We start from the raw sequence: 15,058 nt of genomic DNA on the forward strand, positions 1-15,058 counted from the left end.
CCTCATGCGCCACCGACCTGCCGCCCTCGCCCGGCGAGGAGTCGCGGGACTCCTCGCCGTCCCCGCGCTCATCGCGGGGATGGTGCTCCCAGTCTCCGTGGGCGCACCGGCCGCAGCCGCGGATGCTGTCTCACTCGTGGACGCGGTCACGGACAACTACAAGACGTGGAAGGACGGGCCCAACCGACCCAACGTCGGCACCGAGAACCGCACCTCGATGCTCTTCACGGGCCTCAGCGTCGGGGCGACCACGTACGTGGTCCCGACGGCGCAGATCCAGGCCATCGGTTCCGTCAACGGCGCCCCCCAGACGCTGGCCAACGGCATCCCGCTCGCCACCTCCGCCGGTGGAGCCGTCTCGGCGTACCTGCGCTTCACGCAGCCCGCGAATGCAGGCACCGACACCGCCTACTACCGGGTGTTCTCCGGAGGCACGTTCGGCATCTACAGCGTCATCAACCGAGGCACCTTCCAGCAGACACCGCTCAACCTGACGCTCACCCTGCGCGACACCGCCGGGGCCACCCTGACAACACTCCCGGCGTCCTACCGCCACGACGCGCAGATTGCTGCCCTGCCCAGTGAATACCTCGAGTACGGCGGCCCCAACGGCCGCTGGCATGTCGGACCCACCGCCGACCCGACCGCGCTCAACTGGCCGAGCAGCGTCAAGGTGTCGAGCACCCCGACCGGCGACCACCAAGCCACGGTGTCAGTCCAGGCCTCCACCGCGACGACCTTGTACTTCACTCCGGTCGACATCGCCGGGATCGCCGTTCCTCGCTTCACCGACTGGAACGGCAATGTTGCGCCGCTGAGCGTCTACAAGGGCCAGACGCTCCAGGGCCCGGCCTCCGGCACCGGCACGACCCGGACCTTCACCGTCACCGCCCCAGTGGGTGACTATCTCTACCGGGTCGCAGGCTTCTGCGACGGCTACTGCACGGTGGACTACGCGGACATGCCCGTGGAGCGCTCCTTCACCGTCTCGTCCGCCACCGGCCGGGCGCCGTCGGCCCCCGGCACCCCCTACGCCCAGCCGGGGGACGGCCGAGCCACCGTGTCCTGGCCAGGCCCGGCAGACCTCGGAGTCGGCTCCGGCCTCGAGTACGTCGTCACCGCCCAGCGCACAGGCGACGCCACCGCTGCCAGCCGCACCTGCACCACCACCGCCTTGACCTGCGACGTGACCGGGCTCTACAACCTCGCCGACCACGCGGAGCCCTACCGCTTCACCGTGGTGGCGCGGAACTCCGTCGGGTCCTCGCCAGCGTCCGAAGCAAGCAACGCCGTCCGCCCGCAGCTGCCGAGGTACCAGCCCGACGTGTCCCTCTTCTCGGGCCCCGGCGGCTTCGGCTACGGCGTGTACACCACGACAGGCGAGGGCCAGGTGTACGACGTGTCCGTGCAAGCCGGCTCTCGGTACAGCGTCATGATGATGGTGACCAACTGGGGCAACACCACGGACACCTTCGACCTGACGGAGGCGCGTGGCGGACAGCACGACGCCTTCACCCGGACCTGGACGGACGGTGGAACCGACGTCACCGCCAGCTTCTCGCCCGAAGCCGGCGGGTACCGGATCAGGGACATCCGGCAAGGCCTCGAGCAGCCGGTGTTCCTCGGCATCGCCGTACCGGCTGACACGCCGACCGGCACGGTCGCGACGTTCGCGTTGCACGCGAACCACTCGCCGGCCTCTGCCGGGATCAGGGACGTCATGGTCCTCCGGGTGACGTCCACAGGGGGTCCGCCGCCACCGCCACCACCGCCAACACCGTCCTACCGCCCGGATGCGAGCATCGCGTCCCCCGTCGGTCCCGTCGGGGTCGGCGTGGTCAACGCCACCGGTGACGGTCAGGTCGTCGACGTCTCGGTCCCGGCGGGGTCGAGCACGAACCTGTCCATGGTGGTGGCCAATGCCGGCGACACGACCGACACCTTCGGCCTGGCCGAGGCGCGCGGCGGTCAGCACACCTCCTTCACCCGCACCTGGACCCACGGCGGATCGGACGTCACCGGACAGCTCGCCCCCGAGGTGGGTTGGTACCAGTTGGCCGATGTCGCTCCCGGCGACAGCCGCACGGTGCAGCTCGGTGTCGGGGTCCCCGCCGGCACCCCTGCGGGCACGGTCGCGACGTACGCCCTGCACGCCTACCACTCGCCCAGCTCCGCGGGGATCAAGGACGTGGTCCTGGTGCGAGTGACGTCCACGCCAGGCATCACGCATGGCGACAAGTACGTCACCATCACCAACCTGCGCTACGCCGGCAAGCTGGTGGTCGGCAAGCGACTCACGGCGAAGGTGGAGACCAGTCCTGCAGCCGGCGCTGCGTTGAGCTACCGGTGGCTGCGCGGCTCACGCGCGATCAAGCGGGCGGACAACAAGACCTACGTGTTGAAGCGCGCGGACCGCGGGAAGCGCATCAAGCTGGAGGTCACCGTGACCGCGCCCGGCCACGTGGGGGATGCTGCGACCTTCCGAGCGCGCGGTCGGGTCAGCTGACCACCTGACAGTCAGCCGGGCAAAGGCAGGAACATCACGTGCAGCCCGACCCTGCCGTGGGTCGGGCTGTCGAAGGCGCCAGGCACGGTGCCGATGATCTCGAAGCCGAGGTCCTGCCAGAGGCGTACGGCGGCGGTGTTGGTCTCGACGACGGCGTTGAACTGGATTCCCGTGAAGTCATGCTCGCGGTGCCAGGCCACCATGTGCTCTCCGAGGCGACGCCCGACGCCGCGCCCGCGCGCGGTGGGGCTGACCATGAAGGACGCCGTGCCGATGTGCGCCCCGCGGCCGGGCCTGTTCGGTCCCATCTTGGCCGTGCCGAGAAGGACGCCGCCCTCCTCGAGCACGACCGTCTCCGCTGGCGGTTCTGACATCCACCACGGCTTCGCCGACTCCATGGTCAGGTCGAGCGGGTAGGCATACGTCTGGCCCTCCCGGACGACCGCGTCGAAGATCGGCCAGATCCGGGGCCAGTCGTCGTCGACGGCGGCGCGGACAGCGGGCTGGATGCTCACGAGCCGGTGGTGCCATCGATCGACTCACGGATCAAATCGGCGTGGCCGTTGTGCCGGGCGTATTCCTCGATCATGTGGACCATGATCCAGCGCAGGTCGATGGGTCCGCCGGTGCGCCGGTTCGCCACCTTCGCGGCGTGGTCGAGGTTGTCCCCGATCTCGTCGACGGCGCGGTCACTGGCTCTGATCGCGTCATCAAGAAGGCCGAAAAGGACGTCCGGTGAGTCGTCGGCCGCGGTGCGGAACTCCCAGTCCGGGTCGGCCTCGCCGTCGATCCCCCGCCACGGAGCGGCCTCCTCGTCGCCCAGCAACACGACCGAGAACCAGTAGTCCTCCACCAGCGCCATGTGCTTGAGCAGCCCACCGAGGGAGAGCGTGCTGGGCCCGAGCGTCTGCGCGAGTTGCTCCTGGCCGAGGCCAGCGGCCTTGTGCTTCAGCGTCTGCCGGTGGAAGGCCAGCCAGGCGCGCAGTTGGACGGGCTCAGGCCCGTGCATGGGTGGGTAGACGCGCTCGATCTCAGGCATGCACGCGACGGTAGTGACCGGCACCGACACCGCCAACCCCTTTTGGGGTTGGCGGTGCTGCGGTGAGGCACGAGCCCGTCAGACGATCTTGAACGATCCCTTGGACGGCAAGAAGTTGGCGCTGCCGCGGTAGACCGCGATCACCTTGTAGGTGCCGGTCTTGCGAACGTTGAGGAACTTCGCCCTGGCGACGCCGGCGGTGTTGAGGCTCACGACGCTCTTGGCGATCTTGAGACCGTTGCGCCGCAGGACGAACCTCACCTTGCCGGTCGGGACCTGACCGTTCTTCGAGGTGACCACGTTCTTCGCGACGATCTTGCGCTGGGTGACCTTGTGACGCGCGGTGACGGTGGAGGTCGTGGCGTCCTTGGTGACCGTCACGCTGGCCGGCGCGGCGGTCGAGGGGCTGAAGGCCAGTGGGTCGGTCGGGGTGAACGTGGCGGTCACGGCGTACGGCGTCGTCGACGCGCCCACGAGCGGCAGGTCGAAGGTGACCTTGCCGCTGTTGTCCAGGTCGGCCACGAGGATCTTGTCGCCCACCCTCAGCTCGACCTTGCCGGCGGGCTTGGGTCCGCCATTGGTGGCGGTGTCGACCGACACGGTGGCCCTCGCGGTCTCGCCATAGGCGACGGTCGCGGACGCCACAGTCACGGTGGTCGTGGTGGCTGTGGGTGCGGCAGCTACGACGGCGGCCTGGGCAGGGACGATGAATACGGTGCCCATGCCCAGGGTGGCGGCCAGCACGAACGCACCAGCGCTCGCGTGCTTGCTCAGTCTGGTGGTACTCACAGGGGAGCTCCTTTGTTGGGGGATTCGAGGTGAGATGCTGCCCTCGAGGGGAAAGTTGCCTGCCCTCACCTGTCAGGGTGAGTGCCATCGCGGTCCCTCGCGGACACGGACGCCATCTAGGGTGGCACGGATGTTCGCGAACCCCTGTCCGTGCGGTTCCACTGCGGCGTACGACGCCTGCTGCGGACCCCTCCATCGTGGCACCGCTCAGGCGGCGACACCGGAGCAGCTGATGCGCTCGCGCTACGCGGCGTACGCCCTCGGCGAGTCCGACTACGTCTTCCGCACCTGGCACCCGCGGACGCGACCGGACGACGTGACACCCGCCACGGGTCTCACGTGGCTGCGGCTACGGGTGCTGGAAGCTGTCGGGGACGAGGTCGAGTTCATTGCCGACTACGACTCCCCCGGCGGCGCTGGCTCACTGCACGAGCGCAGCGTCTTCGAGCGCCGTGGCGGGCGCTGGGTCTATGTCGCTGCGCAGACCTGATCACGACCCTGCAGGCTGCGACCCGGTGAGCAGTCCCTCGCGCTCTGCCGACAGTCGATCTTGACTCTCGATCGCGATCTCGCGCCGCAGCCGGAGGTGGCTGGCCGTCGAGCCCACGGCGGACGACACCTGCGCGACGCGCTGCTTGGCCTGGTTGATCCGCTCTCGCACCGCGAGGTCGCTGAAGATGTTGTCGAACCACACGTCGAAGGTCCGGTTCATCTCCGTGATCTGGAGCCCGCCCACACCATCGATGTCGACATCTGCGAGCTCGGTTGCGAAGTGCGACAACGCGGCATCTGCTTGCCGCATGAGCTCGCCGGCCTTGTCGAGCTGGTTGTACTTGGCCATGTCGCCGAGCATCCCCCCACCGAGGAACGTGTCGTACGTCGACCAGGACGCGGCACTCTCGAGGTGCTTCGAGGCGGCCGAGAGCGCGCCGTACACCTGGTGGGCTGCCGCCTCTGCCTCGGCCAGCTGGACGAGCTCGGCTTCCAGCGCACCCATGGCGGACGCAACCTCGGTCAGCCGCGCGGCAGCCGAGGCGGCGGCGGGATCGGCGGCAACCTCGGCCTCCCGCAGCACGAGCAGCTCGCGGCGCCTGTCATCGAGGTCCGCGTATTCCGAGATCCGTGCTTCCAGCGAATCGACCTCCCGCTGGGCCATCACCCGACGGGCTTCCTCGGAGGCAGCTGCGTAGCGCGTCGCCTCTGCCTCGGCGCGCTCGCGATCGAGGTCCGTGTCGCGACGCCCGCGGAGACCGGCGAGGATCCGGGTCATCGACATCGACTCGAGCTTCTCGACGTCGGCCAGCTCGCCCGCGAGCGCAGCGTTCGCGTCGGCGCAACGGTGCGCGCTCTCGCTGGATTGCCGGCGCGCGACCTCGATCTGGGCCACCAGCCCGTCGCGGGTCGCTTGGTCGCGGGCGCAGTCGGCCAGCTGCTGGAGGGTGTCAGACATGGGCGGCAGGTTACTGCGGCGAACGATCGGTCAGGCAGTAGGGCAGGGCGGCGGGGTCCTCCAGAACTGTCCACCGGTCCCGCGTCACGACCACCCGCGCACCGAGTGCGAGATGCCGTTGCACTTCGCTCTCGCGCGACGAGCACGCGAGATCCAGGTGTGCGCGCACGGGCCCGTCGTCGCCGACGCGCTGGAGCAGGATCCCGAAGGCTTGGCCGTCCGGGCGGACGAGTCGCTCGAACTCGGCGTACGCCGAACCCTTGAGCGGCCACTGGAGCAGCTCCTGCCAGAAGGCGGCCTCCCCGTCGAAGATCGCCGCCGGGATGTCGAGGCAGACCTGGTCGACGATGCTCACCGACCCACCTGCCCAGGACGCCGGCGGCGCAGGCTGGGAGACCGGGTGCGAGACGAAGCAGAAGGTCAGTCCTCCCGGCGACCGCATCACGACGTAGCCCCGGTTGCTGATCTCCACGCCGCCGAGGGCGACCGCCCGGTCGGCCGCCGTCCTGGGCTGGTCCACGTGCAGGTCGAGATGGATCCTGGGTGGCCCGTCGCCCACGCGTTGCATCCTCAGGTGGTCGTCCCCCACCGGCGGGACGAGCGTGAGGAACTCCTCCTCCGCCCCGCGGCGCGCCGACGGTGCGTAGCCGGTCACGGCGGACCAGAACGTCACCGAGCGCTCGAAGTCGGGAGCAGGCACGTCGAGGAAGGCACTCATCCAGAACATGCCCGGAGCCTAGGCGTGATGTCCAGGCGGGTTCAGAGCGCGGGACCCTCGCCCCGGAGCTTGTCAACCTCCGACATGGCGTCCCGGAGCTGGGCGAGCCACTCGTCGGCGTGCTCGCCGACCAGCCGGACCGACCACGCGAGCGCGTCGGAGCGCGAGCGTGCCACTCCGGCATCCACCAGCGTGTCGAGGACCTGCCGCTCGGGCTGGCGCAGTCGCGTCATCACGGGAGCGGACACGTGGGTGAACAGCACGGTGGTCCCGCCGATGCGGGCGCCCCACGAGACCTTTCGCTGGTAGCGCGCCTCGGCCTCGAGGGCGATCTCGATCCGCTGTTCGCGGGTCTCGGAACGGAAGCGGCTGATCCGACCCTCGACCTCGGCGTCGGTGGCCGACTCGTCGGCCAGGGTGCCGATCACGAGGATCTCCTCGCGGTCGGTGGTCACGGCCACGTCGCTGAACCAGTCGGACGGCAGGCGACCGGCGAACCAGTCAGCGCTGTCATCGGCGCTGGGCAGGTCAGCGGCCTGCCAGCCCCCTCGCCCGCGCGATCCCCCTTCTCCTCGGGGACGGCGGCGTGCGGTGGCGGCATCTGGGGTGTTCATGGTGTCTCCTTGCGTCGGATGCATGATCTGATTACATGATTACACCGTTACAACGCTGACACTGCAAGAACACTCCCGAACGGCTATTCCTTCTCCTCCCAGGTCACCGAGACCTGCTCGAAGCCCTTGTGGCGTTGCATCCGTGCGTACGCCGCATAGGCACGCCGATCAGCCGGCGTCAGCTCGACGGCGTCGGTGAAGGGCGTCAGGAGCGCGCGCGGATAGAGGCGACGCGCGATGACCACGTTGATCTCCATCGCCAGCACGGCCATGACTGCGGCGATGAACAGGAAGCCGATCAGTCCGAGCACGAGTCCGAAGGTCTTGGTCATCGCAGTGGTGCCGACCAGCACCTCGGCGACGTACAACGCCCCGAGGAGCTGGAGCAGCTGCCACATGAGCGCCAACGCGAACCCACCCGGAGCAGAACGCCGGTAGCTCGGCTGACCGGTCGCGGCAAAGCGGAAGAGGATCGTCAGCATCCCCCCGGCGATGAGCACGGTCAGCGGGGTGAGCAGCCACTTCGTGCCCACCTCGAAGAACGCGGTGGTGGTGCTTGCGATCGTGGCGGCGACGGTGACGGAGAGCAGTGCGACGCCCGCGGTCAGCAGGAGCAGCAACCCCTTCAACCGTGCCTTGACCGGGTTGGGCCGGGCGTTGCGGGGCACCGACCAGGCGACATGCATGGTGTTCTGCAACGACTGCGCCAGCCCCAGCGAGCCGTAGAGCGCAGCGAGCGTCCCGAACGTCACGCCCGCCGCCGAACCTCGCAGGCCCTCCGGTCGCCCCAGCTGGTCACCGATGATCGGGAACTGTCGAAGCGCGGAGTTCAAGATGGCTTCCTGCCACTCGGGCTTGCCCTCGAGCACGAAGCCGAGGATCGAGGTGCCGAGGAGCATGAGCGGGAAGATCGCGATGAACGCGTAGTAGGTCAGCATCGCCGCCAGGTAGTTGCCCTGGTCGTCGAAGAACTTGTAGACGACCGCCAGCGGGAACCCGACCACCTTGTGCCGGCGTTGGAAGCCGTCGACCTTCTCCACCACGCCCACACGGAGCACGCTACTGCCCACCCCTGATCAGCCCCTCAGCGATCAGCGGTCAGCCGAGACCCAGGAGGCCGGCGGCCAGTCGCAGGGCGAGGGCGGTCACGACGACCAGGAAGAAGATCCGCACGAATCGCGGCCCACGGGCGACCGCGACCCGCGCCCCGAGGTATCCGCCGGCGATGTTGGCGGCCGCCATGGGCAGCGCGAGCTCCCACAGCACGGCGCCCTGGGGCACGAAGACGACGAGGGCGGCCAGGTTGGTCGCCCAGTTGGCGAGCTTGGCCTTCGCGGACGCCTCCAGGAAGTTGTAGCCGAGCAGACCGACGAGCGCGAACACGAAGAACGACCCGGTCCCCGGACCGATGGAGCCGTCGTAGAACCCCACCGCCAGCCCGGTGAGCGCGACCGTGGAGAGGTGCTGCCCCCCGGCGAAGCGCAACTTGGTCAGCTCCCCCACGCTCGGCTTGAACCACACGTAGGAGCCGACGAGCACGAGCGCGACCAGGATGATCGGGTCGAAGGCGCTCCGCGGCAGCATCGAGGCGACGAGAGCGCCGCCGAAGGAGCCCACGAACGCGGCCAGCATCAGCGGCAGGAAGGTCCGTGGGTCCGGCCGGATCCGGCGGAAGTAGGTGGCCGCGCTGATCGAGGTCCCGCAGAAGGACGCCAGCTTGTTGGTGGCCGCGATCTGCACCACCGAGGCACCCGGCAGGCCGATCAGCAGGGCCGGCAGCTGGATCAGTCCCCCGCCACCCACGACGGCGTCGACGAAGCCCGCGGCCAGCGCGGCGAGGATCAGGAGCGCGATCGTCGTGGTCGACAGCTCCATGACCTCACCCTAGTCAGCGCTAGCCTCGACCCCGTGCGCATAGTCTCCCTGCTTCCCTCGACCACCGAGATCCTCTTCGCGATCGGGGCCGGTCCCGAGGTCGTGGGCGTCACCTTCGAGTGCGACTCCCCTGCGGAGGCGCGCACGCGACGGATCGTCTCGACCACAGCGATACCGGAGGGCCTGACGCCCCGGGAGATCGACGAATTCGTCGTCGCTGCCATGGCTGCCGGTGACGACCTCTACCACCTGGACGAGGGCGCCCTCGCTGACCTCGAGGCGGATCTCGTCGTCACCCAGGACCTGTGCGCCGTGTGTGCCGTCGACGTCTCCGTGGTCGACGACGCGCTGGCCCACCTCGGTTGCACCGCCGAGGTCCTCACCATCGACCCGCACACGCTCGGGGAGGTCCTCGACTCCATCCGCACTCTCGGTCGAGCGACCGGCCGGGTCGCCGAGGCCGATGCGCTGGTGCAGTCCCTGCACCAGCGGTTGGAGCAGGTCGTACGCCGAGTGGCGCACCGTCCGCGGCCACGGGTCGTCGTCCTGGAGTGGACGGACCCTCTGTTCGCGCCGGGCCACTGGATCCCGGAGATGGTCGACCTCGCCGGCGGCGAGCCCGTGCTGGGGAGCGCCGGGGCCAAGAGCGTCCGCACGACGTGGGAGGACGTCCATGCCGCCGAGCCGGACGTGGTCATCGTGGCGCCGTGCGGCTTCGACCGCGCGGGCGCCCAGACGCTGGCCGACGAGATCGCCGACCGGCTGCCGGTCGGCATACCCGTGCACGCGGTCGACGCGAATGCGTCGTGGGCGCGGCCGGGGCCCCGGCTGCTCGACGGGATCGAGGAGCTCGCCGCGATCCTCGACGAGGTCAGCGGCTGATCGGCTGCACCTGGATCAGGTCGTAGCCCTCGGGCACGACCTGACCGAAGCCGGGGCAGTCGATCGGAGACGCGTCGCCCGGAGCCAGCTCGAGCTCCGAGGTGCAGTGGATGGTCGCCTGGAGCTCGCCGTCGCCGACGAAGACGAACTCGAACACGGCATAGGCGGTCTCGTCGCCGTCGTTGGTGACCTCGCCGGTGATGAACGGCTGGTCCTGCATCTCCATCTCGATGAACTGCTCGGTGGTCTCGAGCTGCCAGCCCTTCGAGACGGTGAAGTCCTTCCAGGTGAACTCCTCACCGAGCTCGACCTGCACCTTGTCGGCGTCCTTCTCGGTCGCCGCAGCGGACTTGTCGTCGGAGCAGCCGACGGCGAGCAGGAGCAGAAGTGCGGCAGCAGCGCCGCGAGCGATCGACATCATGGTCCCCAGTCTCACCCTCGGGCCAAAAACGCGAGGAGGTCCTGCCGGGTCAGCACACCCACCGGCTTGCCGTCCTCCTGCACCAGCACCGCGTCCGACGACTCGAGCTGTCCGACGGCCTCGCGTGCCGGGGAGCTGGAGCCGATCGTGGGCAGCGGCGGCGACATGTGGTCCTCGACCGCGTCCGTCAGCTTCGCCGCTCCGGCGAAGAGGGCGTCCAGCAGCGCCCGCTCGGACACGGAGCCGGCGACCTCGGCAGCCACGATGGGGGGTTCGGCACGCACTACGGGCATCTGGGAGACGCCGTACTCCTGGAGGATGTGGATCGCCTCGGCGATCGTCTCCGACGGGTGCGTGTGCACCAGGTCCGGCAGCTGCCCGGACTTGCCGCGCAGCACCTCACCGACGGTGCGCGCCTCGGAGTTGGTAGCGGTGGCGAAGCCGTACGACGCCAGCCACTCGTCGTTGAAGACCTTGGTGAGATAGCCACGACCCGAGTCGGGCAGCAGGACCACGATGACGGCGTCGTCGCGCCCCTCGGCGGCAAGCTCCTGAGCGAGCTGCTTCGCGGCGAACGCGGCCATGCCGGAGGACCCACCGACCAGCAGCGCCTCCTCGCGGGCGAGCCGACGGGTGAAGGCGAACGAGTCGGCGTCGGAGACCTCGATGATGCGGTCGGCGACCTGTTTGTCGTAGGTCGTCGGCCAGAAGTCCTCGCCGACACCTTCAACGAGGTAGGGGCGACCGGTGCCGCCGGAGTAGACCGAACCAGCCGGGTCCGCGCCGATCACCTGGATGTCGGGGTTCTGCTCCTTCAGGAAGCGGCCGATGCCGCTGATCGTGCCGCCCGTGCCGACGCCCGCCACGAGGTGCGTGATCCGGCCCTCGGTCTGCTCCCAGATCTCCGGACCGGTGGTCTCGTAGTGGGAGCGCGGGTTGTGCGGGTTGGAGTACTGGTCGGGCTTCCAGGCGCCGGGCTGCGAGGCGAGCCGGTCACTGACGTTGTAGTAGGAGTCGGGGTGCTCGGGGTCCACCGCGGTGGGGCAGACGACGACCTCCGCGCCCAGCGCCTTCATGACGTTGCGCTTGTCCTCGCTGACCTTGTCGGGGCACACGAAGATGCACTTGTAGCCCTTGGCCTGGGCCACCATCGCGAGACCGACGCCGGTGTTGCCCGAGGTGGGCTCGACGATGGTGCCGCCGGGCTGCAAGGCACCCGAGGCCTCGGCCGCCTCGATCATCCGGATCGCGATGCGGTCCTTCACCGAGCCGCCCGGATTGAGGTATTCCACCTTGGCCAGGACGAGGGGTCCGACCCCCGAGAGCTCGTCGAGGGACGTGGACAGCCTGAGCAGCGGAGTGTTGCCGATGAGGTCAAGGAGAGAGTTCACATACTTCACATGGTCAATGTACGCATCTACTGGCACGTAACATGAAGTCGTGGGGACAGTAGGCGCAGCGCGCAAGCTCGCATCAGCAGCCGCTTTCGGCGGCGGTGGTCTTTCCGTGCTCGGAGCCGGGTTGTACGGCGTCCTGGTCGCTGAGGCGAAGCTGGCCCGCCGGGCCATCGGCACTCACGACGGGACCCCACCCCCGGACGCGACCGGCTGGTACGGCCGAGGCCGTCCTGGCCCGGCCATCAAGATCGCTCTCCTGGGCGACTCGATGGCTGCCGGCTACGGCGTCGACCGGGTGGAGGACACGCCGGGAGCTCACATCGGCAGCGGCGTCGCGTCCCAGGCCAAGCGACGGGTCCACCTGCGTGCAGTCGCCGTCGTCGGGGCCAAGTCTCGCGACCTGGACAGCCAGATCGACAAGATCCTGGGGACTCGACCCGACGTGGCGATCATCATTGTCGGCGGCAACGACGTCACGCACACCGTGTCGCCCTCGGTCTCCGTGCGTCTCCTTGCCGAGGCGGTCCGCCGCCTGCACGACGGTGGCGTCCAAGTCGTCGTCGGGACGTGTCCCGACCTGGGCACCATCCGCCCGATCGCGCCCCCGCTGAAGCAGGTCGCCCGTCAGTGGTCGCGCCGCCTCGCGGCCGCCCAGACGATCACGGTCGTCGAGGAGGGTGGTCGCACCGTGTCGCTGGGCGACATCCTGGGCCCGGAGTTCGACGCGGCCCCGGCACTGCTCTTCGGACCCGACCGCTTCCATCCCTCGGCCGACGGCTACAAGCAGGTCGCCTCGGTGCTGATCCCGTCCTGCCTGGCCGCCCTCGGCCTGAACCCCGAGGACGAGGTCCTGCCCGAGGCCTACCGCGGCGAGGGCGTCCTGCCCGTCGCGACAGCGGCAGCGGAGGCCGTCAAGACCGCAGGGACGGAGCTCGGCGGCACGGAGGTCTCCGGGTCCCAGCGCGGGCTCCGCGGGCGCTGGGTGGAGCTGCGGCACCGTCGCCGTGCCCCCAGCGCGGACGCCGAGGCTCCGGAAGAGTCGGACACCGCCTCGACCGAGGCGCTCGAGGTCTGAGGGATCCCTCGCCCCTGTGAATCCCCCGCTGTGAAATGCCACGAGCCGGCACCCCGTGGGGTGCCGGCCCGCGTGAGTGAACGGGTCAGTCGGACTGGAAGATCGCCAGCAAGCGGAGCAGGTTGGTGTAGATCCACACCAGGCTGACGGTCAGACCGAAGGCGGCACGCCAGGACTCGCGCTCCGGGAGACCGGCCGCGATGCCCTGCTCGACGAAGTCGAAGTCGAGGATCAGCATGAACACACCGAGCACCAGCCCGCCGATGGCGAACAGCATGCCCATGGTGCCGAAGTCGAAGAAGCCGACCTGGTTGCCGAAGAAGCTCAGCACCATCTCCATCATGCCCAGCGCCAGCATGCCGAACATGGCCGCGACCACGAAGGTGCGGAACTTGTTGGTGACCTTGATGTCGAAGAACTTGTAGGCCGCGAGCGTGCCGGCAAACGCGGCGAAGGTGCCGATGACGGCCTGGAGCACGATGCCGTGCTCGACGTTCGCGACGATCGGGATGATCTTCGAGAAGGCACCGAGCGCCACACCCTCGAGGACCGCGAAGGCGATGACAAGGGCGGGACTGATGACCCGCTTGAACGAGTTGACCATCGACAGGGCGAAGGCACCGAAGGAACCGACCATCAGCGCGAGGTAGAGCTTGCCGACGGCGTCGGTGGTGGCACCCGACTCGGTGATCGCGTCACCGGTCCAGTACCACGTCACGGCAGCGGAGGCGATGACAACGGCCAACGTGATCGCCGTCTTCTGGACCACCGAGTCGATGGTCATCCGGTTGCCCTGGTCGGCCTGCCGCTCGTCGACGCCGGTGCCGTAGTCCGACGGGTCGCCGTACTGCGGAGCAGAGGATTCCTGCCCGTAGGCCGGGTAGGGGGACGCGTTGCCGCGGCCGTTGAAGGCCTCGGATCGGGCGAAAACTGGGTTGTTGCTCTTCATGGTCTCTCCTTGGAGGCCGGGCGGATCTAGTCGAGCGTGTACTGCCATCTTACTCAGCAGCTCATACATCCAAACGTCTGCACGACCCGCGGTGTTCCCGGTGGGTCCCCGCCCGGTCACTTCTTGGTCCCTGAGGGTGCCCCGGCTGGGACTCGAACCCAGACTGAGTCGCTTTTAAGCGGGCGAACTAACCATTTAGGGGTCCACGGCGGTCCGACGGCGGGCCACGGGTCTGCATCGAGTGGGTCTGCTGCATGGATGGGTGACATCTGATCTGTGGTGCTGAGAGGTGCCACTGGAAGGATGTGCCCCGTGCCGAAGCCCTACCCCAGAGAGTTCCGCGAGGACGTTGTCCGGGTTGCCCGGAACCGTGAACCCGGGACCATGTTGAAACAGATCGCCGCCGACTTCGGGATCAGCGAGTCGTGCCTGAATGGGTGGCTCAAGGCCGCCGACGTGGAGGACGGTCACAAACCAGGCGTCACCACCGGCGAGCATGCTGAACTCCGCGAAGCGAGGAAACGAATCAGGCTGCTGGAGCAGGAGAACGAGGTTCTACGCAGGGCGGCGGCGTATCTGTCGCAGGCGAACCTGCCGGGAAAATGATGTACCCGCTCGTCCGCGAGTTGACCGCCAAGGACGCCCCGATCAGGGTGCCCGTGACGGTGACGTGCCGGGTCTTGAAGATCGCCCGCCAGCCCTACTACCGCTGGCTCGCATCCGCTGTGACCGATGCCGAACTCGAGGAGGCCTACCGGGCCAACGCCCTGTTCGACGCCCACAAGGACGACCCGGAGTTCGGCTACCGGTTCCTCCTCGACGAAGCCCGCGACGCCGGCATCACAATGGCAGAGCGGACGGCGTGGCGGATCTGCTCCGAGATGGGCTGGTGGAGCGCGTTCGGGAAGAAGAGGGCCCGCGGGAAGTCCAAGAAGCCCGGGCCGCCGGTCCACGACGACCTGGTCCAGCGGAACTTCACCGCCGACGCACCGAACCAGCTGTGGCTCGGCGACATCACCGAGCACTGGACCGGTGAAGGCAAGCTGTACCTCTGCGCGTTCAAGGACGTGCACTCCAACCGGATCGTGGGCTACTCAATCGACTCCCGGATGAAGTCGCGGCTCGCTGTGGCTGCGTTGAACAACGCCGTCGCCCGCCGCGGCGACGTGGCCGGCTGCGTGGTCCACACAGACCGAGGATCGCAAGGCGAAATCAATCGGTCGTCGCAACACCTCGACTTCGGAGGTGTTCGAGGATGGCGACGAGCGACTGGAGCAAGAAGACCAGCGATGCGCCGGAGGGGCTTCGTCGGCAGTGGCGTGCTGATCGGGCGCTGAGGCCGG

16 protein-coding genes and 1 pseudogene are annotated in these 15,058 nt (G+C 68.8%); 6 read left to right on the forward strand and 11 right to left on the reverse strand.

The genetic code is table 11. The features are described from left to right. Positions 1-4 precede the first annotated feature (4 nt). The gene (locus VNJ48_RS04260) at positions 5-2,506 is read left to right on the forward strand and encodes a fibronectin type III domain-containing protein (protein ID WP_325599440.1); all 2,502 of its coding nucleotides are present in this window, start codon (positions 5-7) and stop codon (positions 2,504-2,506) included. Between the two features lie 11 nt (positions 2,507-2,517). Here VNJ48_RS04260 and VNJ48_RS04265 read toward each other — a convergent pair whose 3' ends face one another. The 3 genes from VNJ48_RS04265 to VNJ48_RS04275 all read right to left on the reverse strand — a co-directional run bounded on the left by VNJ48_RS04265 (position 2,518) and on the right by VNJ48_RS04275 (position 4,334). Then, on the reverse strand, positions 2,518-3,021 hold the full coding sequence (locus tag VNJ48_RS04265) for a GNAT family N-acetyltransferase (RefSeq protein WP_325599442.1): 504 nt from the start codon (positions 3,019-3,021) through the stop codon (positions 2,518-2,520). Then, entirely contained in the window at positions 3,018-3,545 is a 528-nt protein-coding gene (locus VNJ48_RS04270) for a DinB family protein (RefSeq protein WP_325599444.1), read from the reverse strand. The genes VNJ48_RS04265 and VNJ48_RS04270 overlap by 4 nt, the downstream gene beginning before the upstream one ends. A gap of 78 nt (positions 3,546-3,623) precedes the next feature. Then, a complete protein-coding gene (locus VNJ48_RS04275) occupies positions 3,624-4,334 on the reverse strand; it encodes an Ig-like domain-containing protein (protein WP_325599445.1) in 711 nt (236 codons plus the stop codon). Between the two features lie 130 nt (positions 4,335-4,464). Between VNJ48_RS04275 and VNJ48_RS04280 the strand changes: the two genes are divergently transcribed. After that, entirely contained in the window at positions 4,465-4,824 is a 360-nt protein-coding gene (locus VNJ48_RS04280; protein ID WP_325599447.1) for a YchJ family protein, read from the forward strand. On the opposite strand, the gene VNJ48_RS04285 is transcribed toward VNJ48_RS04280, so the two are convergent. From VNJ48_RS04285 to VNJ48_RS04305, 5 genes are all read right to left on the reverse strand, one after another. Continuing rightward, on the reverse strand, positions 4,825-5,784 hold the full coding sequence (locus VNJ48_RS04285) for a hypothetical protein (RefSeq protein WP_325599449.1): 960 nt from the start codon (positions 5,782-5,784) through the stop codon (positions 4,825-4,827). Between the two features lie 10 nt (positions 5,785-5,794). After that, positions 5,795-6,511, reverse strand: coding sequence for a VOC family protein (locus VNJ48_RS04290; RefSeq protein WP_325599451.1), 717 nt, complete (start codon positions 6,509-6,511; stop codon positions 5,795-5,797). Between the two features lie 32 nt (positions 6,512-6,543). Continuing rightward, the gene (locus VNJ48_RS04295) at positions 6,544-7,116 is read right to left on the reverse strand and encodes a hypothetical protein (RefSeq protein ID WP_325599453.1); all 573 of its coding nucleotides are present in this window, start codon (positions 7,114-7,116) and stop codon (positions 6,544-6,546) included. An 83-nt stretch (positions 7,117-7,199) separates the two neighbouring features. Next, entirely contained in the window at positions 7,200-8,165 is a 966-nt protein-coding gene (locus VNJ48_RS04300) for a YihY/virulence factor BrkB family protein (protein WP_325599455.1), read from the reverse strand. A gap of 49 nt (positions 8,166-8,214) precedes the next feature. Next, positions 8,215-8,991 carry a sulfite exporter TauE/SafE family protein gene (locus VNJ48_RS04305; RefSeq protein WP_325599456.1) on the reverse strand — a complete coding sequence of 259 codons (777 nt, stop codon included), beginning with the start codon at positions 8,989-8,991 and terminating at the stop codon, positions 8,215-8,217. 33 nt (positions 8,992-9,024) lie between these two features. Here VNJ48_RS04305 and VNJ48_RS04310 point away from each other — a divergent pair, with 33 nt between their 5' ends. Continuing rightward, positions 9,025-9,873 carry a cobalamin-binding protein gene (locus VNJ48_RS04310; protein ID WP_325599458.1) on the forward strand — a complete coding sequence of 283 codons (849 nt, stop codon included), beginning with the start codon at positions 9,025-9,027 and terminating at the stop codon, positions 9,871-9,873. Here the strand turns inward: VNJ48_RS04310 and VNJ48_RS04315 are convergent. Together VNJ48_RS04315 and VNJ48_RS04320 are read right to left on the reverse strand one after the other, a co-directional pair. Next, positions 9,863-10,294, reverse strand: a complete 432-nt coding sequence (locus VNJ48_RS04315; protein ID WP_325599460.1) for a hypothetical protein — start codon at positions 10,292-10,294, stop codon at positions 9,863-9,865. The two genes, VNJ48_RS04310 and VNJ48_RS04315, sit on opposite strands and share 11 nt — an antisense overlap. A gap of 11 nt (positions 10,295-10,305) precedes the next feature. After that, positions 10,306-11,694 (reverse strand): cystathionine beta-synthase, encoded by a 1,389-nt coding sequence (locus VNJ48_RS04320; RefSeq protein ID WP_325599462.1) that lies wholly within the window; start codon positions 11,692-11,694, stop codon positions 10,306-10,308. 40 nt (positions 11,695-11,734) lie between these two features. Here VNJ48_RS04320 and VNJ48_RS04325 point away from each other — a divergent pair, with 40 nt between their 5' ends. Then, positions 11,735-12,766, forward strand: coding sequence for an SGNH/GDSL hydrolase family protein (locus VNJ48_RS04325; RefSeq protein WP_325599464.1), 1,032 nt, complete (start codon positions 11,735-11,737; stop codon positions 12,764-12,766). Between the two features lie 85 nt (positions 12,767-12,851). Here VNJ48_RS04325 and VNJ48_RS04330 read toward each other — a convergent pair whose 3' ends face one another. After that, a complete protein-coding gene (locus tag VNJ48_RS04330) occupies positions 12,852-13,715 on the reverse strand; it encodes a Bax inhibitor-1/YccA family protein (RefSeq protein ID WP_325599466.1) in 864 nt (287 codons plus the stop codon). Positions 13,716-14,027: 312 nt separating this feature from the next. Here VNJ48_RS04330 and VNJ48_RS22635 point away from each other — a divergent pair, with 312 nt between their 5' ends. Next, the gene (locus VNJ48_RS22635) at positions 14,028-14,321 is read left to right on the forward strand and encodes a transposase (protein WP_414689908.1); all 294 of its coding nucleotides are present in this window, start codon (positions 14,028-14,030) and stop codon (positions 14,319-14,321) included. Between the two features lie 179 nt (positions 14,322-14,500). Continuing rightward, positions 14,501-14,992: pseudogene (locus tag VNJ48_RS22640) on the forward strand (transposase); the annotation flags it as partial. Positions 14,993-15,058: the final 66 nt, after the last annotated feature.

The organism is Nocardioides sp., assembly GCF_035576065.1.
Lineage (GTDB): Bacteria > Actinomycetota > Actinomycetes > Propionibacteriales > Nocardioidaceae > Nocardioides.